General features: G+C 37.3%; 14 protein-coding genes. 6 read left to right on the top strand and 8 right to left on the bottom strand.

The annotated features are described in order from the left end of the window. Positions 1-62 precede the first annotated feature (62 nt). From ACQ7EO_RS16900 to ACQ7EO_RS16890, 3 genes are all read left to right on the top strand, one after another. Entirely contained in the window at positions 63-980 is a 918-nt protein-coding gene (locus ACQ7EO_RS16900) for an HARLDQ motif MBL-fold protein (protein ID WP_434278100.1), read from the top strand. Positions 981-1,401: 421 nt separating this feature from the next. Next, positions 1,402-2,028 (top strand): hypothetical protein, encoded by a 627-nt coding sequence (locus ACQ7EO_RS16895; protein ID WP_434278098.1) that lies wholly within the window; start codon positions 1,402-1,404, stop codon positions 2,026-2,028. 178 nt (positions 2,029-2,206) lie between these two features. Then, positions 2,207-2,791, top strand: coding sequence for a hypothetical protein (locus ACQ7EO_RS16890; protein WP_434278096.1), 585 nt, complete (start codon positions 2,207-2,209; stop codon positions 2,789-2,791). Here ACQ7EO_RS16890 and ACQ7EO_RS16885 read toward each other — a convergent pair. The 5 genes from ACQ7EO_RS16885 to ACQ7EO_RS16865 form a co-directional block, all read right to left on the bottom strand. Further along, entirely contained in the window at positions 2,785-3,027 is a 243-nt protein-coding gene (locus ACQ7EO_RS16885; protein ID WP_434278095.1) for a lysozyme inhibitor LprI family protein, read from the bottom strand. The two genes, ACQ7EO_RS16890 and ACQ7EO_RS16885, sit on opposite strands and share 7 nt — an antisense overlap. Before the next feature lie 449 nt (positions 3,028-3,476). Continuing rightward, a complete protein-coding gene (locus tag ACQ7EO_RS16880) occupies positions 3,477-4,037 on the bottom strand; it encodes a TetR/AcrR family transcriptional regulator (RefSeq protein WP_434278093.1) in 561 nt (186 codons plus the stop codon). A gap of 29 nt (positions 4,038-4,066) precedes the next feature. Further along, on the bottom strand, positions 4,067-4,975 hold the full coding sequence (locus tag ACQ7EO_RS16875) for an alpha/beta hydrolase family protein (RefSeq protein ID WP_434278091.1): 909 nt from the start codon (positions 4,973-4,975) through the stop codon (positions 4,067-4,069). A gap of 49 nt (positions 4,976-5,024) precedes the next feature. Next, positions 5,025-5,813, bottom strand: a complete 789-nt coding sequence (locus ACQ7EO_RS16870) for a crotonase/enoyl-CoA hydratase family protein (protein ID WP_034616111.1) — start codon at positions 5,811-5,813, stop codon at positions 5,025-5,027. A gap of 269 nt (positions 5,814-6,082) precedes the next feature. Next, positions 6,083-7,633 (bottom strand): hypothetical protein, encoded by a 1,551-nt coding sequence (locus ACQ7EO_RS16865; protein ID WP_434278089.1) that lies wholly within the window; start codon positions 7,631-7,633, stop codon positions 6,083-6,085. A 408-nt stretch (positions 7,634-8,041) separates the two neighbouring features. On the opposite strand from ACQ7EO_RS16865, the gene nfuA reads away from it, so the two are divergent. Together nfuA and ACQ7EO_RS16855 are read left to right on the top strand one after the other, a co-directional pair. Then, on the top strand, positions 8,042-8,680 hold the full coding sequence (nfuA, locus tag ACQ7EO_RS16860; protein WP_004819478.1) for a Fe-S biogenesis protein NfuA: 639 nt from the start codon (positions 8,042-8,044) through the stop codon (positions 8,678-8,680). Between the two features lie 300 nt (positions 8,681-8,980). Next, the gene (locus tag ACQ7EO_RS16855) at positions 8,981-11,014 is read left to right on the top strand and encodes a ligand-gated channel protein (RefSeq protein WP_434278088.1); all 2,034 of its coding nucleotides are present in this window, start codon (positions 8,981-8,983) and stop codon (positions 11,012-11,014) included. A 47-nt stretch (positions 11,015-11,061) separates the two neighbouring features. Here ACQ7EO_RS16855 and ACQ7EO_RS16850 read toward each other — a convergent pair whose 3' ends face one another. After that, a complete protein-coding gene (locus ACQ7EO_RS16850) occupies positions 11,062-12,072 on the bottom strand; it encodes a hypothetical protein (protein ID WP_434278087.1) in 1,011 nt (336 codons plus the stop codon). Further along, the gene (locus ACQ7EO_RS16845; protein WP_096733379.1) at positions 12,069-13,118 is read right to left on the bottom strand and encodes an alpha/beta fold hydrolase; all 1,050 of its coding nucleotides are present in this window, start codon (positions 13,116-13,118) and stop codon (positions 12,069-12,071) included. The genes ACQ7EO_RS16850 and ACQ7EO_RS16845 overlap by 4 nt, the downstream gene beginning before the upstream one ends. A gap of 323 nt (positions 13,119-13,441) precedes the next feature. On the opposite strand from ACQ7EO_RS16845, the gene ACQ7EO_RS16840 reads away from it, so the two are divergent. Continuing rightward, entirely contained in the window at positions 13,442-14,056 is a 615-nt protein-coding gene (locus ACQ7EO_RS16840; RefSeq protein ID WP_004722639.1) for a carbonic anhydrase, read from the top strand. A gap of 64 nt (positions 14,057-14,120) precedes the next feature. Here the strand turns inward: ACQ7EO_RS16840 and ACQ7EO_RS16835 are convergent, their stop codons facing one another. Next, complete coding sequence (locus ACQ7EO_RS16835) at positions 14,121-15,629, bottom strand: long-chain fatty acid transporter (protein ID WP_209826718.1); 1,509 nt, start codon at positions 15,627-15,629, stop codon at positions 14,121-14,123. Positions 15,630-15,669 lie beyond the last annotated feature (40 nt).

The following is a 15,669-nucleotide window of genomic DNA, read 5'->3' as shown; positions in this document are numbered from 1 at the left end:
AATTGATAAATATCGTGATTTAATCAAGTATGGGCGACTCATTTTTAGCATGGATCGCTTATATGCATCTGTTCAAATCCATTGTTATTTCATTGATCACAATGAGCTTTCAATTTACTCAAGCAGCCCCATTAAATGCTCAGCAAGCATTGACTGATGCACCGCCAATGAGTTTGTTTGAATCGTGGAATACACCCATTGAGCCCTTTAAAATTTTTAATCATGTCTATTATGTCGGTACTGAAAATTTATCTTCGGTACTGTTTGATACGGGTGATGGTTTGGTTTTAATTGATAGTGGGATTGATCAGTCGGCAGTGCAGATTAAAGCCAATATTGAAAAATTGGGGTTTAAAATCACAGATGTAAAATACCTACTTAATAGTCATGCGCGTCTAGATCAAGCTGGTGGTTTTGCCAAATTAAAACAATGGAGTGGTGCTCAATTGGTCGCAAGTGCTGCCAATGCCGAAATGCTAGAAAATGGCGGCGTGACTGATTTCGCTTTAGGTAAGCAATTGCCTTTTCCATCTGTAGCTGTAGATATCATCATCAAAGATGGGCAACAGTTAAAGCTCGGTCGTCAAATTTTTACAGCACATGCGACGCCAGGCCATTTACCAGGTGCAACCTCTTGGACAACAGATATCCGTTATCACTTTAAAAATTATAAAGTTATCTATGCCGACAGTTTATTTACGGGCGGTTATTATTTGTTAAACAATAACAATTATCCAAATCTAGTTTCAGACATACGTCACACATTTAAAACTTTGGATGCAATCCATGCAGATCTTTTTCTTGCCAATAAAGCGGATCGTTTCCATATGAAGCAGAAATTAGCCAAATTGAATGCAGGTGATAAAAAAGCATTTATTGATCAGACGGGTTTACAAAATTATGTAGCGAAGGGGAGAGTTGAATTTGAACAACAATTACAGCAGCAACAACGCTTAGCGCAGTTTAAAACATTGCAATAATAAATTTAAAATAAAACATGCTATATGCGTTATATAGCGTGTTTTATTTTAAATATTAGGGTCTGTAGACATTTCATAAATGGCTTGCGTTGTAGGTTAAAATTGAGCAGACAAGGCATGAAACGAAGAGAATAGCGAGACTATTTTCGAGTTTCATAACGAAGGCTGAGATAATTTTAGCCACAACCCTTCGGGACTAGTGTGTTTTTTGCCGCTACGTGTTACCTTGCGAAACGATGTTTCTCATTATTTAGAATGACTAAATTTCATATTTCCTGCCTAGTATCGCCTAAAAAACACACGTAGTCGCAAACGTAGACGAATTTTCAACAGACCCTAGTAGAATTCAGATAAAACTGATCATTTATTTTTAAATGATATATAACAGATAACGGCTTATCCTAAAATATAGAAAATTGAAATGAAAATACAATATATCAAACAGTTATTATTCATTTGTAGTGTCGTGATCACGTCATCTATATATGCACAAGAATTTCAACAACTCAATATTCAAACGCAGCTTGCAAAACAATGCCATCAAGATGATGAAGACATATTTTCACCTCAAACTTATCAATTGCGCTCGACAAAAGTCGTATTAAAAACTTATTCTTGTACCAGTAAAAAGCAAGACAGAGAACAATATTATTCGGCCTATGGGATACAATTGGGCGCTAAAAAATCATTATATTTAGTCGATCAACAGGTGGATGCCAGTGGTTATGTTGGTGTTAAATCTGAACAAGTGGATGCTGATACCATTGTGTTTGACAGTATGTATGAACGTGGCGGCGATTTAGTGATTGTGTGGATGCCAGATTTACAACAAATCTATCATGTGAAAGTTCATTATATGGCTTCAGATGAAGGCGGGATAAAGCTGTATCGTAAAAATGATCAGATTTTTATTCAAAAAATTGATTTAAAAGCGCTTAAACATGATCAACCGATATATAAAAATATAGGAAAACCCGTAATACTCAAAAAGGTGCAAGGCAAAGGGATCGTATTTGCTTCAGGTGATCTAAAAGCATTACAAAATTAAAATAAGAGATCTGGTTGATCTATATAAAGAAAACAATTGTTACGTTTAAGCTGGGTATCTCTAGTAAGATAGTTATACAATTTACTGGGTAAACTATTAAAAAAACAATCAAAATACTCAGCTTTAAACTTAGCTCATGAGTCTGAACTGGGGCGTATTATATGCTTGAGATTACGCTATGTTGAAATTTATCCTGGTGCTATTATTTTTGATCACGCTATATGTGTTATGGCGGTGGGTTGCTAAACAAAAAATTAATGCAGCTTTTGAAGAACAACGGCAAGCGTTATCTCAATTGGTTCAAAATCCTCAAGAAGAGCATGAACTGCCCGAAAAAACTAAGCTGATTAAACAGATGATTGCAGAAGAGCGACAAAAGGCGGGTTCAGCCCCAGTAAAAGAGGCAACAAGCGCTACAGTTCAAGTAGAGCAGTCGACCGTACTTGAGGAGCAACATGCCCCCGCTAAGCAGGTCACTGATGAAGACCAACGTTTATTTGATGCAGCGGCGCAACTGTTTTTTGAACAAGCTTTACAGACCAAAGATTTTTCTCAAGCAGGGCATATTCAGCATGATGTACTTAGTAAAATGCCAATGAATACCCAAAGTCAGATCGGTTCTTTTGATTTTGGTGAATGGTCTATTTTTTGGAGTTATCATGAACAATCACTTGAATACTATGTCGGACGTTATGGGGTGTTCTATGCGCATGTTGATCATCAAGGCGTAGAGCATAAAGCCGAATTTAAAGATCGTTATTGATTTTCAATTAGACTGCTTAACTCTTTTAGTCGAAATGTTGTGGAATTGATTTCACAATCTAAATGTGCAAATCCTGATGCTAATCCCAAAGCCCCATAAGTAAGACTTCCCATGAGTTCATTACATTGAGCATCACGATAATTAAGCCAAGCTTTTTGTGATTTTTCTAGTAATAACTTGTTGTTATCATCGTATTGCAGATAAATGCGATGATATAACTCAGGGTCTGTTGGCATTTCATAAACGGCTTGCGTTGTAGGTTAAAATTGAGCAGGCAAGGCATGAAACGAAGAGAATAGCGAGACTATTTTCAAGTTTCATAACGTAGGCAGAGATAATTTTAGCCACAACCCTTCGGGACTAGCGTGTTTTTTGCCGCTACGTCGTTACCTTGCGAAACAGTGTTTCTCATCATTTAGAATAACTAAATTTCATATTTCGTGCCTAGTATCGCCTAAAAAACACACGTAGTCGCAAACGTAGACGAATTGTCAACAGACCCTATTATTTTCGCTTTATCTGTTTTTAATTGCTGCTGCATACATTGATAAGCTTGTCGTTGATCTTGCTGATTACATTGCGCATAAGCGGTATTGAATAGGCTCATAAAAAGCAAAGCTAAAAAACTATATTTGATCTTTTTTATCATTTAATATTCACCAAGAAATTGCAAATCAGTCAAGTATTATGGGGAGAGTTGTTGAGAAATTCGCGCTTTGACTTGATTTAAATAGAACAGGTCATTATTCAGTCGATACATTAAAATCGCACCCTCATAATCGGCCACACTTATTTTTGCCAAAATTTGTGCATCGGTTTGATCCATTTTTTGTTGAAATAATTGATACAAGGCATTTTGCCAATCTTGGAAAATTTCACGGATTTTTTCCAAGACTTCTAAGGAAATATGGCTTGCCTCTAAGGACAGTATCCCAACTAAACAGCCTTTTATTTCATAACTAAAAAAATGAACAGCTTTATCATGGATGATTTGAAATTGTTGACTTGCATCCACGACAGCAAAATCTTCGAGTTTAAACAAGGATTGATTTAAATAAAGATGAGTGTGCGCTAAGATCTGCATTAGTAAGGCTTGTTTGTTGGGATAATAATAATAAAAAGATGCTTTACTGAGTCCACATGCTTTTGCCAACATCTCCATACTTGTCCCTGCATAACCATGTGCTTTAAATTGCAAAGCACAGGTATTTAACATGTGTTCAGGCGTAAGTTTTTGTGGGCGCATAGATGACCTTGCTGCTTATGGGCTTAAAATTAATTGTGGATGAATGTCTCGAAAGTATTAAACATTTTATCCCAAATTGGCTCCGAACCTTGACGAAAATAGCCCATATGTCCAATCTGTTTTAAACCAAATTCGTCGGCTGATATGTTGATAAAGTGCATGGGCGCATTTTTATAATGTTGCATAAAAGCATAACGAGAATTTGGCAATGCCCAATCATCATCTAAAGCAGCCACTGCATAAATCGGCGTTTTAATCTGGGCATATTGTTCATGCAAATTTTGTTGCTCAGGATCTGCAAAAAAGTAAGTGGGATTTTTACACCATCTACGCCATTGTTGGTAGACCCCTTTAGGTAAATCTGCACCCATATTGAGTTTACTCCAAGGTAAGTAACCTGTAATCGCTACCATAGGTGGAAAGATAATGTTCCAAATTACCTGAACTTTAATTTTTTCTTTCAATGGCATATAGCCATGCCAGCCAGCACCTGTGCCAAAACAATACATTGCACTTACCTTGTCGTGATTCGGTGTCAAGCCTAAAGCTTGTCCGCCGTAAGAATGTCCAACTAAAAATAGGGGCATATCTTGTTTAAAACTATAGTCAATTGCACCTGCTAAATCTAATGTTCCCCAATCCAGATATGACATTTTAAAACCTTTTAATTGCCGTGGCGCAGATTTGGCCACGCCACGATAATCAAAAGTGAGTACTTGATAACCCAATTGTGCAGCATATTCAGAGAAGCGGCGATAAAATGCTTGTGGGACACCTGTTGCACTAGAGACAACTATAGTTGCTTTGATTGTATTGACTGGCGTGTAAAGTACGCCAGCCAATACATAACCATCTAGTGCCTTAAAGCTGATGGCTTGGCTGGTAAAACTTTTGCCATTCAAGTGTTGGACTTCAGTTGAGTACTTTAAATTTTGCATGATTGTTCCCACAGTTATTAGATTATCGCCGTATATCACTATGATTGGTTTACTTGCCTTTAAACTGTGGTGCTCGACGTTCAATCATTGCTCTTACACCTTCTTGCGCATCTTCTGAGGCAAGTAAAGGGCTAAGTAGATTTTGTAGATTTGCAAATGCGACTTCAGGACTTTGTAAAAAGGCTTGATGTGCCGAATGCAGTGCCGCTTGGACGGCAAGTGGTGCAGCATTGGCAATACGTTCAGCCAGCTCTATGGCACGTGTTAACTGTTGGTTATCCTCAACAACCTCAGTGACTAAGTTCATTTCATAGGCTGTTTGTGCATAAAATAAATCACCAGTTAACACATATTTCATCGCTTTTGCCCAGCCAGCGGCTTGGACGAAACGTACTGTTGCACCACCAAACGGTAAGATACCGCGCTGTACTTCAATTTGGGTAAATTGAGTATTTTCATTGGCGACAACGATGTCAGAATTCAACATCAATTCAATACCAGCGGTATAACAATAGCCTTGTACTGCGGTTACCAATGGTTTAGTTCTTTGACGTCCAACAGTTCCCCAAGGATTCACAATATCATCGCTAAAATTAAAAACACCATCGGCTAATTTTGGTTGTAACTCAACCAAGTCCAATCCTGCGGTAAAATGATCGCCATGTGCAAAGACCACCGCACAGCGTAGTTCTGGATTATTTTCATATTCAGTTAAAGCCAGTGATAGGTCGTGAATCATATGACTATCAAAAGCATTGCGTTTATCTGCACGATCTAAGCCAATTAAAAAAATATGACCACGAATTTCACGACTGACTTTTCCTTGTAGATTTGACATTTGTTGTTCTCTCATTGGTTGTTTTATAAGTTTTTAAACGATCGTTAGAAAACTGTCAATCATTTTAGAATGACTGAACCGTTTACATTGGTATAGCATATTTAAGGCATTAAAGGATCGCTGCATTGTGTATGTTATTTGGCGCCATGGGGGAACGCTTATGCTTTTTATTATGAATTTAATAAGATTTAAAAATGTGCTCGTACACTTAAATGCCCAGCTAAATTTATCACTGGGCATTTAATTTAAAGAGATTTAAACCTGAAGAATTACTTTTTAAACTTGGTTAAAAGCTTTTGCATCGGTAATTTATCACTGGCATATCCATAAATTGCAGCAAAAGGTAAGGCTGTGCGAGCAAGATAGGCGACACGCCATAAACCACCATGATTAGCGCCTTCCATCATTAATTCTAATGGATGACCCATCTCAGTTTCTGGATTTGCAACAGACTTCGGATTTCTTAAGTCATGAATCCAAAGCGCTGCCATAATTGAATTGGTGGTTTCAGGGCGGAATGCTTCTACATCAAACAAACTTGCACCGTTAAACGCAGCTTTAAGCAACGGATTCTTGGTGACCGAATGTGTCGTCGTGGATGGTGCAATATTGATACTGACATGTTGCCCTTGATGTCGTGCTAAAGTTGCACGCCACTGTTGGATACGTTTTGCCAAGGCATAATTAGGGCCTTGTTCAACCACCAGACAATCAGCAATCCCATAGAATTTACCATTGTCAGAGCGAATCAATTGTTGATCATGGTGCTTAAAGAATTGCTTTAAGGAAAGGGTTGCAATCCCTTTGCTGAGTACAGTTTCAAATTTTGATCTATGTTTGAACTTTTTGTTTGAACCTTCAATCACTTCTTCAGGTACTGCATAAACATCTGTAGGCGTACACATATACATCAGTGATGAATCATTCTTGTGTTCACTGACATGGCTCATAATCGTGTCCATTGCCATCGACACACGCACATGTTTTTCACCATCCAAATAAGCAATTGAGGCCAAATCTAACTTGTGTGGATTATCACAAAGCCATTGTGTAATTTCTGGAATTTGGGTCAGTAAATTTGCACCAAGTTTGCTTTTTAATTCGTCAATATCATGGGTGTTGACGATTTTTTGAAAACTAGGTGCATACAGTGTGGCATTGCCATTTTCAATGACTTTAAGAATTCTCTCCCAAACGCGTTCATTGGGTAGATCAACGGCAACAATATTGGCTTTCCATTTCGATAACCATGTTAATGGGCCTGCCTCTGAAGCTGCGCCAAATAAAACTAAGGTACGATCCGATAAATCAAACCATTCGGGATGAGCAATCACTTCTCTGAGTGCATCTGCATGGCTGGCTTCAATAATGCCAGTATCTTGCCACTTTTGAATTTGCTGATATAGCGCTTCGCCTTGTAGTTTTTGCCCGTGATAGGGTACAAACCATTCAACGTCATCATTTGAATGACCTTTAAAACTAACGCTTTGAATCCTGTCTAGTACTGGAACTGTACCAATATCTTTTAAAGAATAGCGTTGCCCATCTCTAAAGAAATCAAAGCTATGTTGGGCTTTGTGCAAGCCTTGTTTGGCAATAGTGATGGCGTTATGACTTGAACGAATCCCATGTTCGACCAATGCCTTAAAATAAACTGGATAATTTTTACGCCAGTTTTTTTCATCTAAAGCTTGCTGTGCGCTGAGATGATCAACCAAGGAAAGTGCTTCCGCAATGATTTCTTTACCGACTTGCGAGCTGCTACTTTTTTGAGTCTTTGGATGAACTGGAAACTGTAAACCGTCAATTGAACTGGACATGCAAAATATCTCGTTTTATTTCATCATTAATATACAGATGTATACATTATCCATGCCATATTCAATATTTGGGTGGCATTTTCTGACAAAATTTAGATAAATTGGTCGTATAAATTGAATAAATTAGTGCTAAAAATGTCTTAAATTATGCTTAGTATTTCATTTATAAAAAGTTTCATTGGTGTCATTTTGTGCATTTTAAAGCGCGATTTGTTGATAGGCTAAAATGCAGTAAATATCAATTTGTGTATGATTTATATTCATTTATTACGCGAATATTTTATGTTGAAATTTGCGTAGATTATATTTTTTACATCTTTTTAAGTTAATTCCGACAATTTTAGTTGATTTTCACTCATTCAGCCTCATCTTCAGTTAAAATACCGACTTCAGCTTGAGGATAGAGTTATGTCGACTGAGAACACCAATACTGCGGTTGCAGAAGAAATTCCAAATTTATTGATTACTCCCAATGCGCAAGAGTATTTAAAAGATCTTTTGGAGAAGCAAAATACTCCAGGAATTGGCGTTCGTGTATTTGTTGAAAATCCAGGTACTCCACGTGCTGAATGTTGTATGGCATACAGTGCACCTGATGAAATTGCTCCAACAGATTACAAACAAGATTATCCTGATTTTCCAGCATTTATTGATACACCGTCGATTCCATATTTGAAAGATGCTGTAATTGATTACAACAAAGACCGTTTTGGTGGACAGCTTACTTTCCGTGCACCTAACTCGAAAGTACCACGTGTTGGTCCAGATGCGTCTATGGAAGAACGAATTACTTATATTCTTCAGGCAGAGATCAATCCTGGATTAGCAGGGCATGGCGGAAACTGTGCACTGGTAGAAGTGGTCGAAGATGAAGAACATGGTTTAACTGCGGTATTAAAATTCGGTGGTGGCTGTCAAGGCTGTTCTGCAATTGATGTAACGTTAAAACAAGGTGTAGAAACTACACTTAAAGAGCATATTCCTGAACTCGGACGTGTGGTCGATCAGACTGACCATAGTCAAGCAGAAGGTGCTTACTTCAAATAATCTGTATATCAATGTAGATATTTGACTGTTCTTTAAAACCTCCGAATTTCGGAGGTTTTTTTATGGATGTCACATAGCTAAATTTAACTTTTGTATTTTTTAAATCTTAATAAGCTTAAATGAATCTTAAAAAATAGAATAAAAACTTAAAGATAGGCTTAAAAATGCCTAAATATTAAACGAATGGTTAATAAAAATGAGAATAATTCTTAATATTGTTTATAATGCTGTGGTGTTTTTATTACACATTGTATCTAAATCTTCATTGTCTATTCATTCTTAGCCTCTTTGGAATACCTTATGTCAACTAACCGTATCATCCAATCTGCGTTATCTCTCTCCATTATCACCGTTATGATGGGAACTGCCTATGCCGCAGAATCACCAGAAAACTCGAATAAAACCAATCCACATTCTACAGAGTCAACCAAATTAGAGACGATTGTTGTCACTGCAAGTGGCTTTGAGCAAGAGGTGAAGCAAGCAGCAGCATCTATTTCAGTTTTAACGCAAGAAGACATTAATAAAAAAGCATATAGAGATATAACGGATGCACTTAAAGATGTTCCTGGGGTCGTCGTCACAGGTGGTGGAAGTTCAAGTGATATTAGTATCCGTGGTATGGGAAGTGCTTATACAGTTTTTTTGATTGATGGCAAGAAGGTGAATACACGTTCAGTTCGACCAAATAGTGATAACTCGGGTATTGAGCAAGGTTGGATGCCAAGTATTGAAAGTATTGAACGCATCGAAGTGATCCGTGGTCCAATGTCTGGTTTATATGGTTCAGATGCCATGGGCGGTGTGATTAATATTATTACTAAAAAAGTTGCAGATACTTGGACAAGCTCAGTTAAATTAGATACAACGCTACAAGAAAATAGAGATTCTGGGGATATCCACCAAGCAAACCTGTATGTTTCTGGTCCTTTAATCCGTAATTTACTTGGCTTAAAGGCGAATGGAACATTCTCACAACGCAATGAAGATGACATCATTGGTGGCTATAATAAGCAACGTATACGTGCAGGTGGCGCAACACTGAGCTTGACGCCAAGTTCTGAACATACCATTGATTTAGAATATCAGCGATCCATTCAAAACCGTGATCAGACGGTAGGTAAAACAATCGCCAATGTACCAGGGCGCAATGGTAAGCTCCCAACAGACTCATATACAGATTATTATCGTACCGAATATAGTTTGACTCATCGTGGTGAAATTGGCGATTTAAAGACACATTCTTATATTCAACGCGAGGAAAATGAAAATCCATCCCGTAGTATGGAAGCAATTAATACAACGTTTAATACTTTAAACCAAATCAATTTGGGTTCTCATGCTTTGAGCTTCGGGGGAAGTTATTTAAAAGAAGAGCTTGAGGATTTTGGCAATCAGTTAGTTATTGGTGGCTCAAAATTAACCAACTTAGATCGCTATAGCTGGGCATTATTTGCTGAGGATGCGTGGAATATTGTAGAGCCATTCACGGTAACGGCTTCATTACGCTATGACAAAGATGAAAAATTTGGTGATCATTTTAGCCCGAAAGTCTATGGTGTTTGGACCTTGAATGATAACTGGATTGTTAAAGGTGGGGTATCAACAGGTTATAAAACTCCGGCATTACGTGCCACTGTTGCAGGGTGGGGACAGGCAACAGGTGGTGGTCAGTCAAGTGGTATGATTGTGGGTAATCCAGATTTAAAACCAGAAACCAGTATCAATTATGAAGCATCGATTAACTGGGATAATAATGACAATTTAGATGCTGGTTTTACCGTATTTAATAGTGAGTTTAAAGATAAAATTACTGAAATTCGCACCTGCCAAGGAGACTCTGGAACTATGGGATGTTCTTGGTTAGGTCAACAATTCGATTTTGTCAGTCAACGTATCAATGTCGATAAAGCAAATATGCGTGGTATAGAGGCGACTCTGGGTTGGGCAATCACGCCAGATGTTCGTTGGGCAACAAATTATACATTTACGGATACTGAACAGAAGAGTGGAGCATTTAAAGGTAAGCCATTAAATGAAATGCCGAAACATATGTTTAATACTACTTTAGATTGGCAAACAAATGATCAAGTTGGGATGTGGAGCCGTTTAAATGTAAGAAGTAAAACTTCTGACTATTTAAGTCGTACATCGATGGGGGAAGGTAGACCAGCGTATGCAATGATTGATGTTGGGCTAAACTATAAACCTTCCAATGTGTTGCAGTTCAATGCTGGTATTTATAACTTATTTGATAAAAGCATAGATACAGCGACTTATAATTATGTATTGGATGGCCGCCGTTACAATTTGGGTTTAATTTATAAGTTTTAAAGCTCAATTAAATTGTATTAAATCTGTTTAATCATGAAAAAGGCGCTTTATGCGCCTTTTTCAATATTGAGAATCTTTAACGTTTCATCTGAATAATAAAATTTTTCCAGATAGAGCCGCGCACGGTTTTTTAAGTGTTGAGAAGCAACCATTTGTTGAATAACAGGTTCAAGTAACTGTTGTAATTCATTTTGAATCAATGCTTCATCAATATTGATATCACTTAAAATTAAATCAAAAGGGCGTTCTTCATTACGCACATACCAAGTCAGTACACCATCATGTACTTGTTTCTTTAAATAATCTGTTTGGCGAATATGTTCCCATATTTCATGACCCAGAGCTACAGTTTTAGGTAGGTCGTTAATTTCAACATAATTACGCAACACAGCAATCGGTATTTTTTTAATTTTATGCCATAAATTGGCTTGAAAATGATAAAGCTTATTGTCATCAAACTGTTGGTTAATGACTTGTTCACTCAATTGACTAATTTTAATAATATTTTTTTGAAGATAATGCTTAACTGTATCATCTAAATTCGTGTCGGTAACCGATTCTAAAACTGATTTTCCCATTTTCATAAAACGTCCCACACCGGGGACTTTTTTATTCATGACTGAATTATCAATATAGTCCTGAATAGAGTGATGGATCAATTGGGTTAACATGCTTGAAAAGGCTGGATTATTGACAACACGTTTGATCAAAGCTTGACGATGACCCGATTTACTTGCGACATATTGGGCGATTTTATCAATCGTGGTGACTGGAATAATATCTTCAATTAACGTTTCATCATTACTTGGATGAATTAAAGCAAAACGAATATGTTCAGCAATTTGCTCAATGAGAAAGTTGTTCGCAGGTGTTGCTAAAATTTGCTTTGACAATAAATCATGAATTTGTGCAAAAGACCAAATTTGTTTTAACGGCTGTTTTCTAAACCAGTGATAAAATTCAGTAAACTCAACTTTAATCGTATCAGCCTGTGAAAATTCTTGATCTAAAAAGCCAAGTTGGGCTTCGATCAATTGTTCAATAAGTTGATTTTTCATTTTTTGAACTCAATTTGTCCATGTGTTTGATCAGACAATGGGTTTTGCAAAGGTTGTACTTTGTTTAAAAAGCTTAAATAGTAATCCGCAACTCGTTCAGGTGCTTCAAGTAATGGCATGTGCCCAACACGTTGTAGAATAATTGGTGTTTCAGGGCGTTTTAATACCGATTTTAATTCATTTGCAACATCCGCATTTACAATCTGATCTTGTTCACCCCAAAGGATCAGGGTGGGTGCTTCAATGTTTTTTAACATCGTGGTAAAAGTTGAAGGGGTATAAAGTCGATTGAGTGCGTCAATTTGATTGATGATTTTGGCTGTGTCTTGAGATTTTGCAATGAATAATTTTTCTTGTTCATCTTTAATCACACGGGCAGTAAAAGGGGGATTAAACATCACCTTTTTCATAACAAAATCTAAATCACCTTTTTGTGTGATTAATAATTGTTTGAGATAGATCGGATTTCTTAAATAATTGGTATTTGTTGATTTAAAAATACCCCCAGTACTCATCAGAAATAAGCTTTTCGTATCAAATGGATACTGTGAGGCATAAAACATTGCGATGGTTCCACCCAATGAATGCCCTGCAATATTTAAATTATCTTGGATATGTGCAGCTTCGATAAAGCGTCTAAGTTGTTCAGTTACATTGGGTACAGATAAATCAAAATTGGCTGGAACCTGGGTGCTTCCTGCTGAAGGCAAGTCTGGAATAATCACATGGTAATATGGGGTCAATGACTGTGCGATATCATTCCATGTATCACGGCTGCTGGCTAAACCATGAATCAGTAAAACAGTTGGCTTATCTTTAGAACCGCCTTCACTATAAGACCAAATAACATCACCCACACGCAATGTTTTAGACGTTAATCCTGCCCAAGCACGTTCTTCTTGTACAATTTTTAAATAATCCACATATTCTGGTGTGGCAGCAGTTGCATTGTTGTGACTACCTAAAAACAATACCCCGATCGCAGTCAAACTTAACAATATGCTGTTTAAAAAATGAAGAATTTTTTTATGGGCCAGTTCAGACATGCATAGGGTTCCGAGTAAAAGACTAGGCATTATATAAAGTAAAAATATTATTCATGATCATAATTTTTTCAACATTTGCCGAGAAAGTCTTATTTGTAAGTTTTTTGCCATAGTTTCAGTGTTCAACTCAACTAATATAGAGATTATTTTGTATTTTAGTTAAATAATTTTAATTAAAATGTGAATTATATCTATGTATTTTTAAAAATTAGGCCCTTAACCGCTCCATAACAAAAATTGTAACAGAGTTTATTTTTAGTCAGTGACTTTCACATTTTGCGGCATTAAAATAATCACACTCTCCACACAATGGAACAAAGGACATGCTAACTGCTCAAGAAGCTTTAGAACGATTAAAACAGGGTAATGAACGTTTTGCACATGGTGAAACCAATCTGACTAAATTTTTGACGCATCAGCAACGATCTGAAATGATGGACAGCCAAGAGCCATTTGCAATTATTTTAGGTTGTTCAGACTCTCGTGTTCCAGCAGAAATGGTTTTTGACCAAGGTTTCGGTGATTTATTTGTGATTCGTGTTGCAGGTAATATTGTTGCGCCGTCGCAAGTGGGCAGTGTGGAATTTGCCGCAGATAGTTTTGGCTGTCCCTTGGTTGTCGTTTTAGGGCATAGCCATTGTGGTGCGATTCATTCAACGATTGAAGCGTTGAAGAACCCGAATACACCACCTTCTGCAAATCTTATGTCAATTGTAAACCGTGTTCGTCCTTCAGTTGAAATTTTAATGCAAACTGAGTTGAAAGATGACTTAGAAAAGCTATCAATGCATGCAGTAAAATCAAATGTTTTTGCTTCAGTTAATCAATTACGCCATGGTTCAGCCGTATTAGAAAACTTAATTGCCAAAGGTAAATTAAAGGTTGTTGGTGCTGAATATTCTTTGGAAACGGGCGAAGTTTCTTTTTATGATTTTTAATGTTTGAAATTGTCATCATAAAAAAATCCCACTTTAAGTGGGATTTTTTTATCGGTATACACTCTTAGAATCTATAACCAATTTTTAAACCATAAGCGATTGCATTGTTATCTTTAAACTCTGCAACATAAGTATCGCCACCTGATTGAGCACCTGTTTGTGCTTTTGCATCACCTAACCAAAAGTATTTAACACCACCAGCGATGAACGTTGCAGGCGTAGGGCTATATTGAACACCTAAGCCCACATTCCAATAACCTTCTGTAGGGCCTAAAGTTGAAACAGGGTTACCCGCACCAGAGTCCCAGCCTACTGCAACAGTTCCTGACCATAGGTCATTGATTTTACGACCAACACCCGCCGTCACTGTATATTGATCATCAGAATATTCAACTAAGTTAAAACCATTTGGACGGTTAACTAGACCACCGATTGCTTGAGAAACTTTACCAAATTTTAACGGTTGGATTGAGAAGTCTTTCCAATTTACCCAACGTAGGTTTGCAAAAGCAATGGTATTTGCCATGATCCCTGTTTGTAAATCGATGTTAACAGACTGTGGCGTTGTAATTGTCGTTTTACCGTTGGCAGCAGCAATTGCTTTTGCCGCAGCAGTACCAGTATCACCAAGTAATGCTAATGCACCAAGTGTAGGAATCGATTCATTAATATTCACATCATGATCAATTTCAGAACGATAAGTTACCGATGCTTTTAATGCAATATCTGGAATCTGATATGCAGCACCCGCTAACCAACCCACGCCGCCAGTTTCTTTGATATTTGCATCATAGCCATTATATAAGCTATATGCTTGACCACGCAGACTAACATTCCCTTTAATGGTTTGGTAAACACCACCACCATAGAAGTTTAAGTTAGCAATGGGTTGAAAACCAAAAATCATTGAAATATTTTGGGTATCTACTTTAACTTTGGTGTTGCCCTTACCGAGTGTACTATTCGCTCCTGCAATACCTTGATCAATTCTGCCTGTAACAACATTTTTTACTGCAGCATCAATACCAGCTTTATATGTAGCGTCAGTACCATATCTAGTCAAAGAGTCTCGAAGTGCCTGTTGACCATTTGCCGTGGTTAAGTCAACACCTTGAGCTTGCAGGAATCCACCAACGCGTTGTTGTGCAGTCATTGCATTAAATGTGGAGTCAATCGTACTGTTGCGCAGAGCGGTTAATCGATCTAGAGGCAATACGGTATCGTGATCAGATGAAACGAAAGCATTTTCACCAGAATAGGCAGCATCTGCACCAAATGGTTTGTCATATAAAAGACCAAATGAAACTTGATCTGTTAGTTGTAATTTAATCGCTGCTGATGGAAAGTAATAATCATCTCCCATATCATTGATTTCACGATATGGTTTAGGCGTATCTCCCGCTTCTCGACCTTCAACAGTTGGGTCTAAAACTGAAATACCAGCTTCAAAATAATTATTAGGTTGAAGGAATGCCGAAATAGATTGGCCTGAGCGATCCATTGCTGCGGCAAAAACACCAGTCATTGGCAAACTTGCAGCAATTATCGCGATTGATAAATGTTTTAATTTCATTTTAATTTTTCCCTAATATAATAAAATGAATACTTTGAAG

Origin of the sequence: Acinetobacter sp. CE-15, assembly GCF_051059255.1 — a bacterium.
GTDB lineage: Bacteria > Pseudomonadota > Gammaproteobacteria > Pseudomonadales > Moraxellaceae > Acinetobacter > Acinetobacter guillouiae.
Note: the sequence above shows the minus strand (reverse complement) of the source record. Positions and strands in the feature narration are given on the sequence as shown.

Bases quoted from the DNA above. Each gene is read 5' to 3' on its own strand.
- ACQ7EO_RS16895 (WP_434278098.1), top strand. From the start codon at position 1,402: ATGAAAATACAATATATCAAACAGTTATTATTCATTTGTAGTGTCGTG.
- ACQ7EO_RS16840 (WP_004722639.1), top strand. From the start codon at position 13,442: ATGCTAACTGCTCAAGAAGCTTTAGAACGATTAAAACAGGGTAATGAA.
- ACQ7EO_RS16890 (WP_434278096.1), top strand. From the start codon at position 2,207: ATGTTGAAATTTATCCTGGTGCTATTATTTTTGATCACGCTATATGTG.
- ACQ7EO_RS16875 (WP_434278091.1), bottom strand. From the start codon at position 4,975: ATGCAAAATTTAAAGTACTCAACTGAAGTCCAACACTTGAATGGCAAA.
- ACQ7EO_RS16845 (WP_096733379.1), bottom strand. From the start codon at position 13,118: ATGTCTGAACTGGCCCATAAAAAAATTCTTCATTTTTTAAACAGCATA.
- ACQ7EO_RS16880 (WP_434278093.1), bottom strand. From the start codon at position 4,037: ATGCGCCCACAAAAACTTACGCCTGAACACATGTTAAATACCTGTGCT.
- ACQ7EO_RS16855 (WP_434278088.1), top strand. From the start codon at position 8,981: ATGTCAACTAACCGTATCATCCAATCTGCGTTATCTCTCTCCATTATC.
- ACQ7EO_RS16865 (WP_434278089.1), bottom strand. From the start codon at position 7,633: ATGTCCAGTTCAATTGACGGTTTACAGTTTCCAGTTCATCCAAAGACT.
- ACQ7EO_RS16850 (WP_434278087.1), bottom strand. From the start codon at position 12,072: ATGAAAAATCAACTTATTGAACAATTGATCGAAGCCCAACTTGGCTTT.
- ACQ7EO_RS16900 (WP_434278100.1), top strand. From the start codon at position 63: ATGCATCTGTTCAAATCCATTGTTATTTCATTGATCACAATGAGCTTT.
- ACQ7EO_RS16870 (WP_034616111.1), bottom strand. From the start codon at position 5,813: ATGTCAAATCTACAAGGAAAAGTCAGTCGTGAAATTCGTGGTCATATT.
- ACQ7EO_RS16885 (WP_434278095.1), bottom strand. From the start codon at position 3,027: ATGCCAACAGACCCTGAGTTATATCATCGCATTTATCTGCAATACGAT.
- ACQ7EO_RS16835 (WP_209826718.1), bottom strand. From the start codon at position 15,629: ATGAAATTAAAACATTTATCAATCGCGATAATTGCTGCAAGTTTGCCA.
- nfuA (WP_004819478.1), top strand. From the start codon at position 8,042: ATGTCGACTGAGAACACCAATACTGCGGTTGCAGAAGAAATTCCAAAT.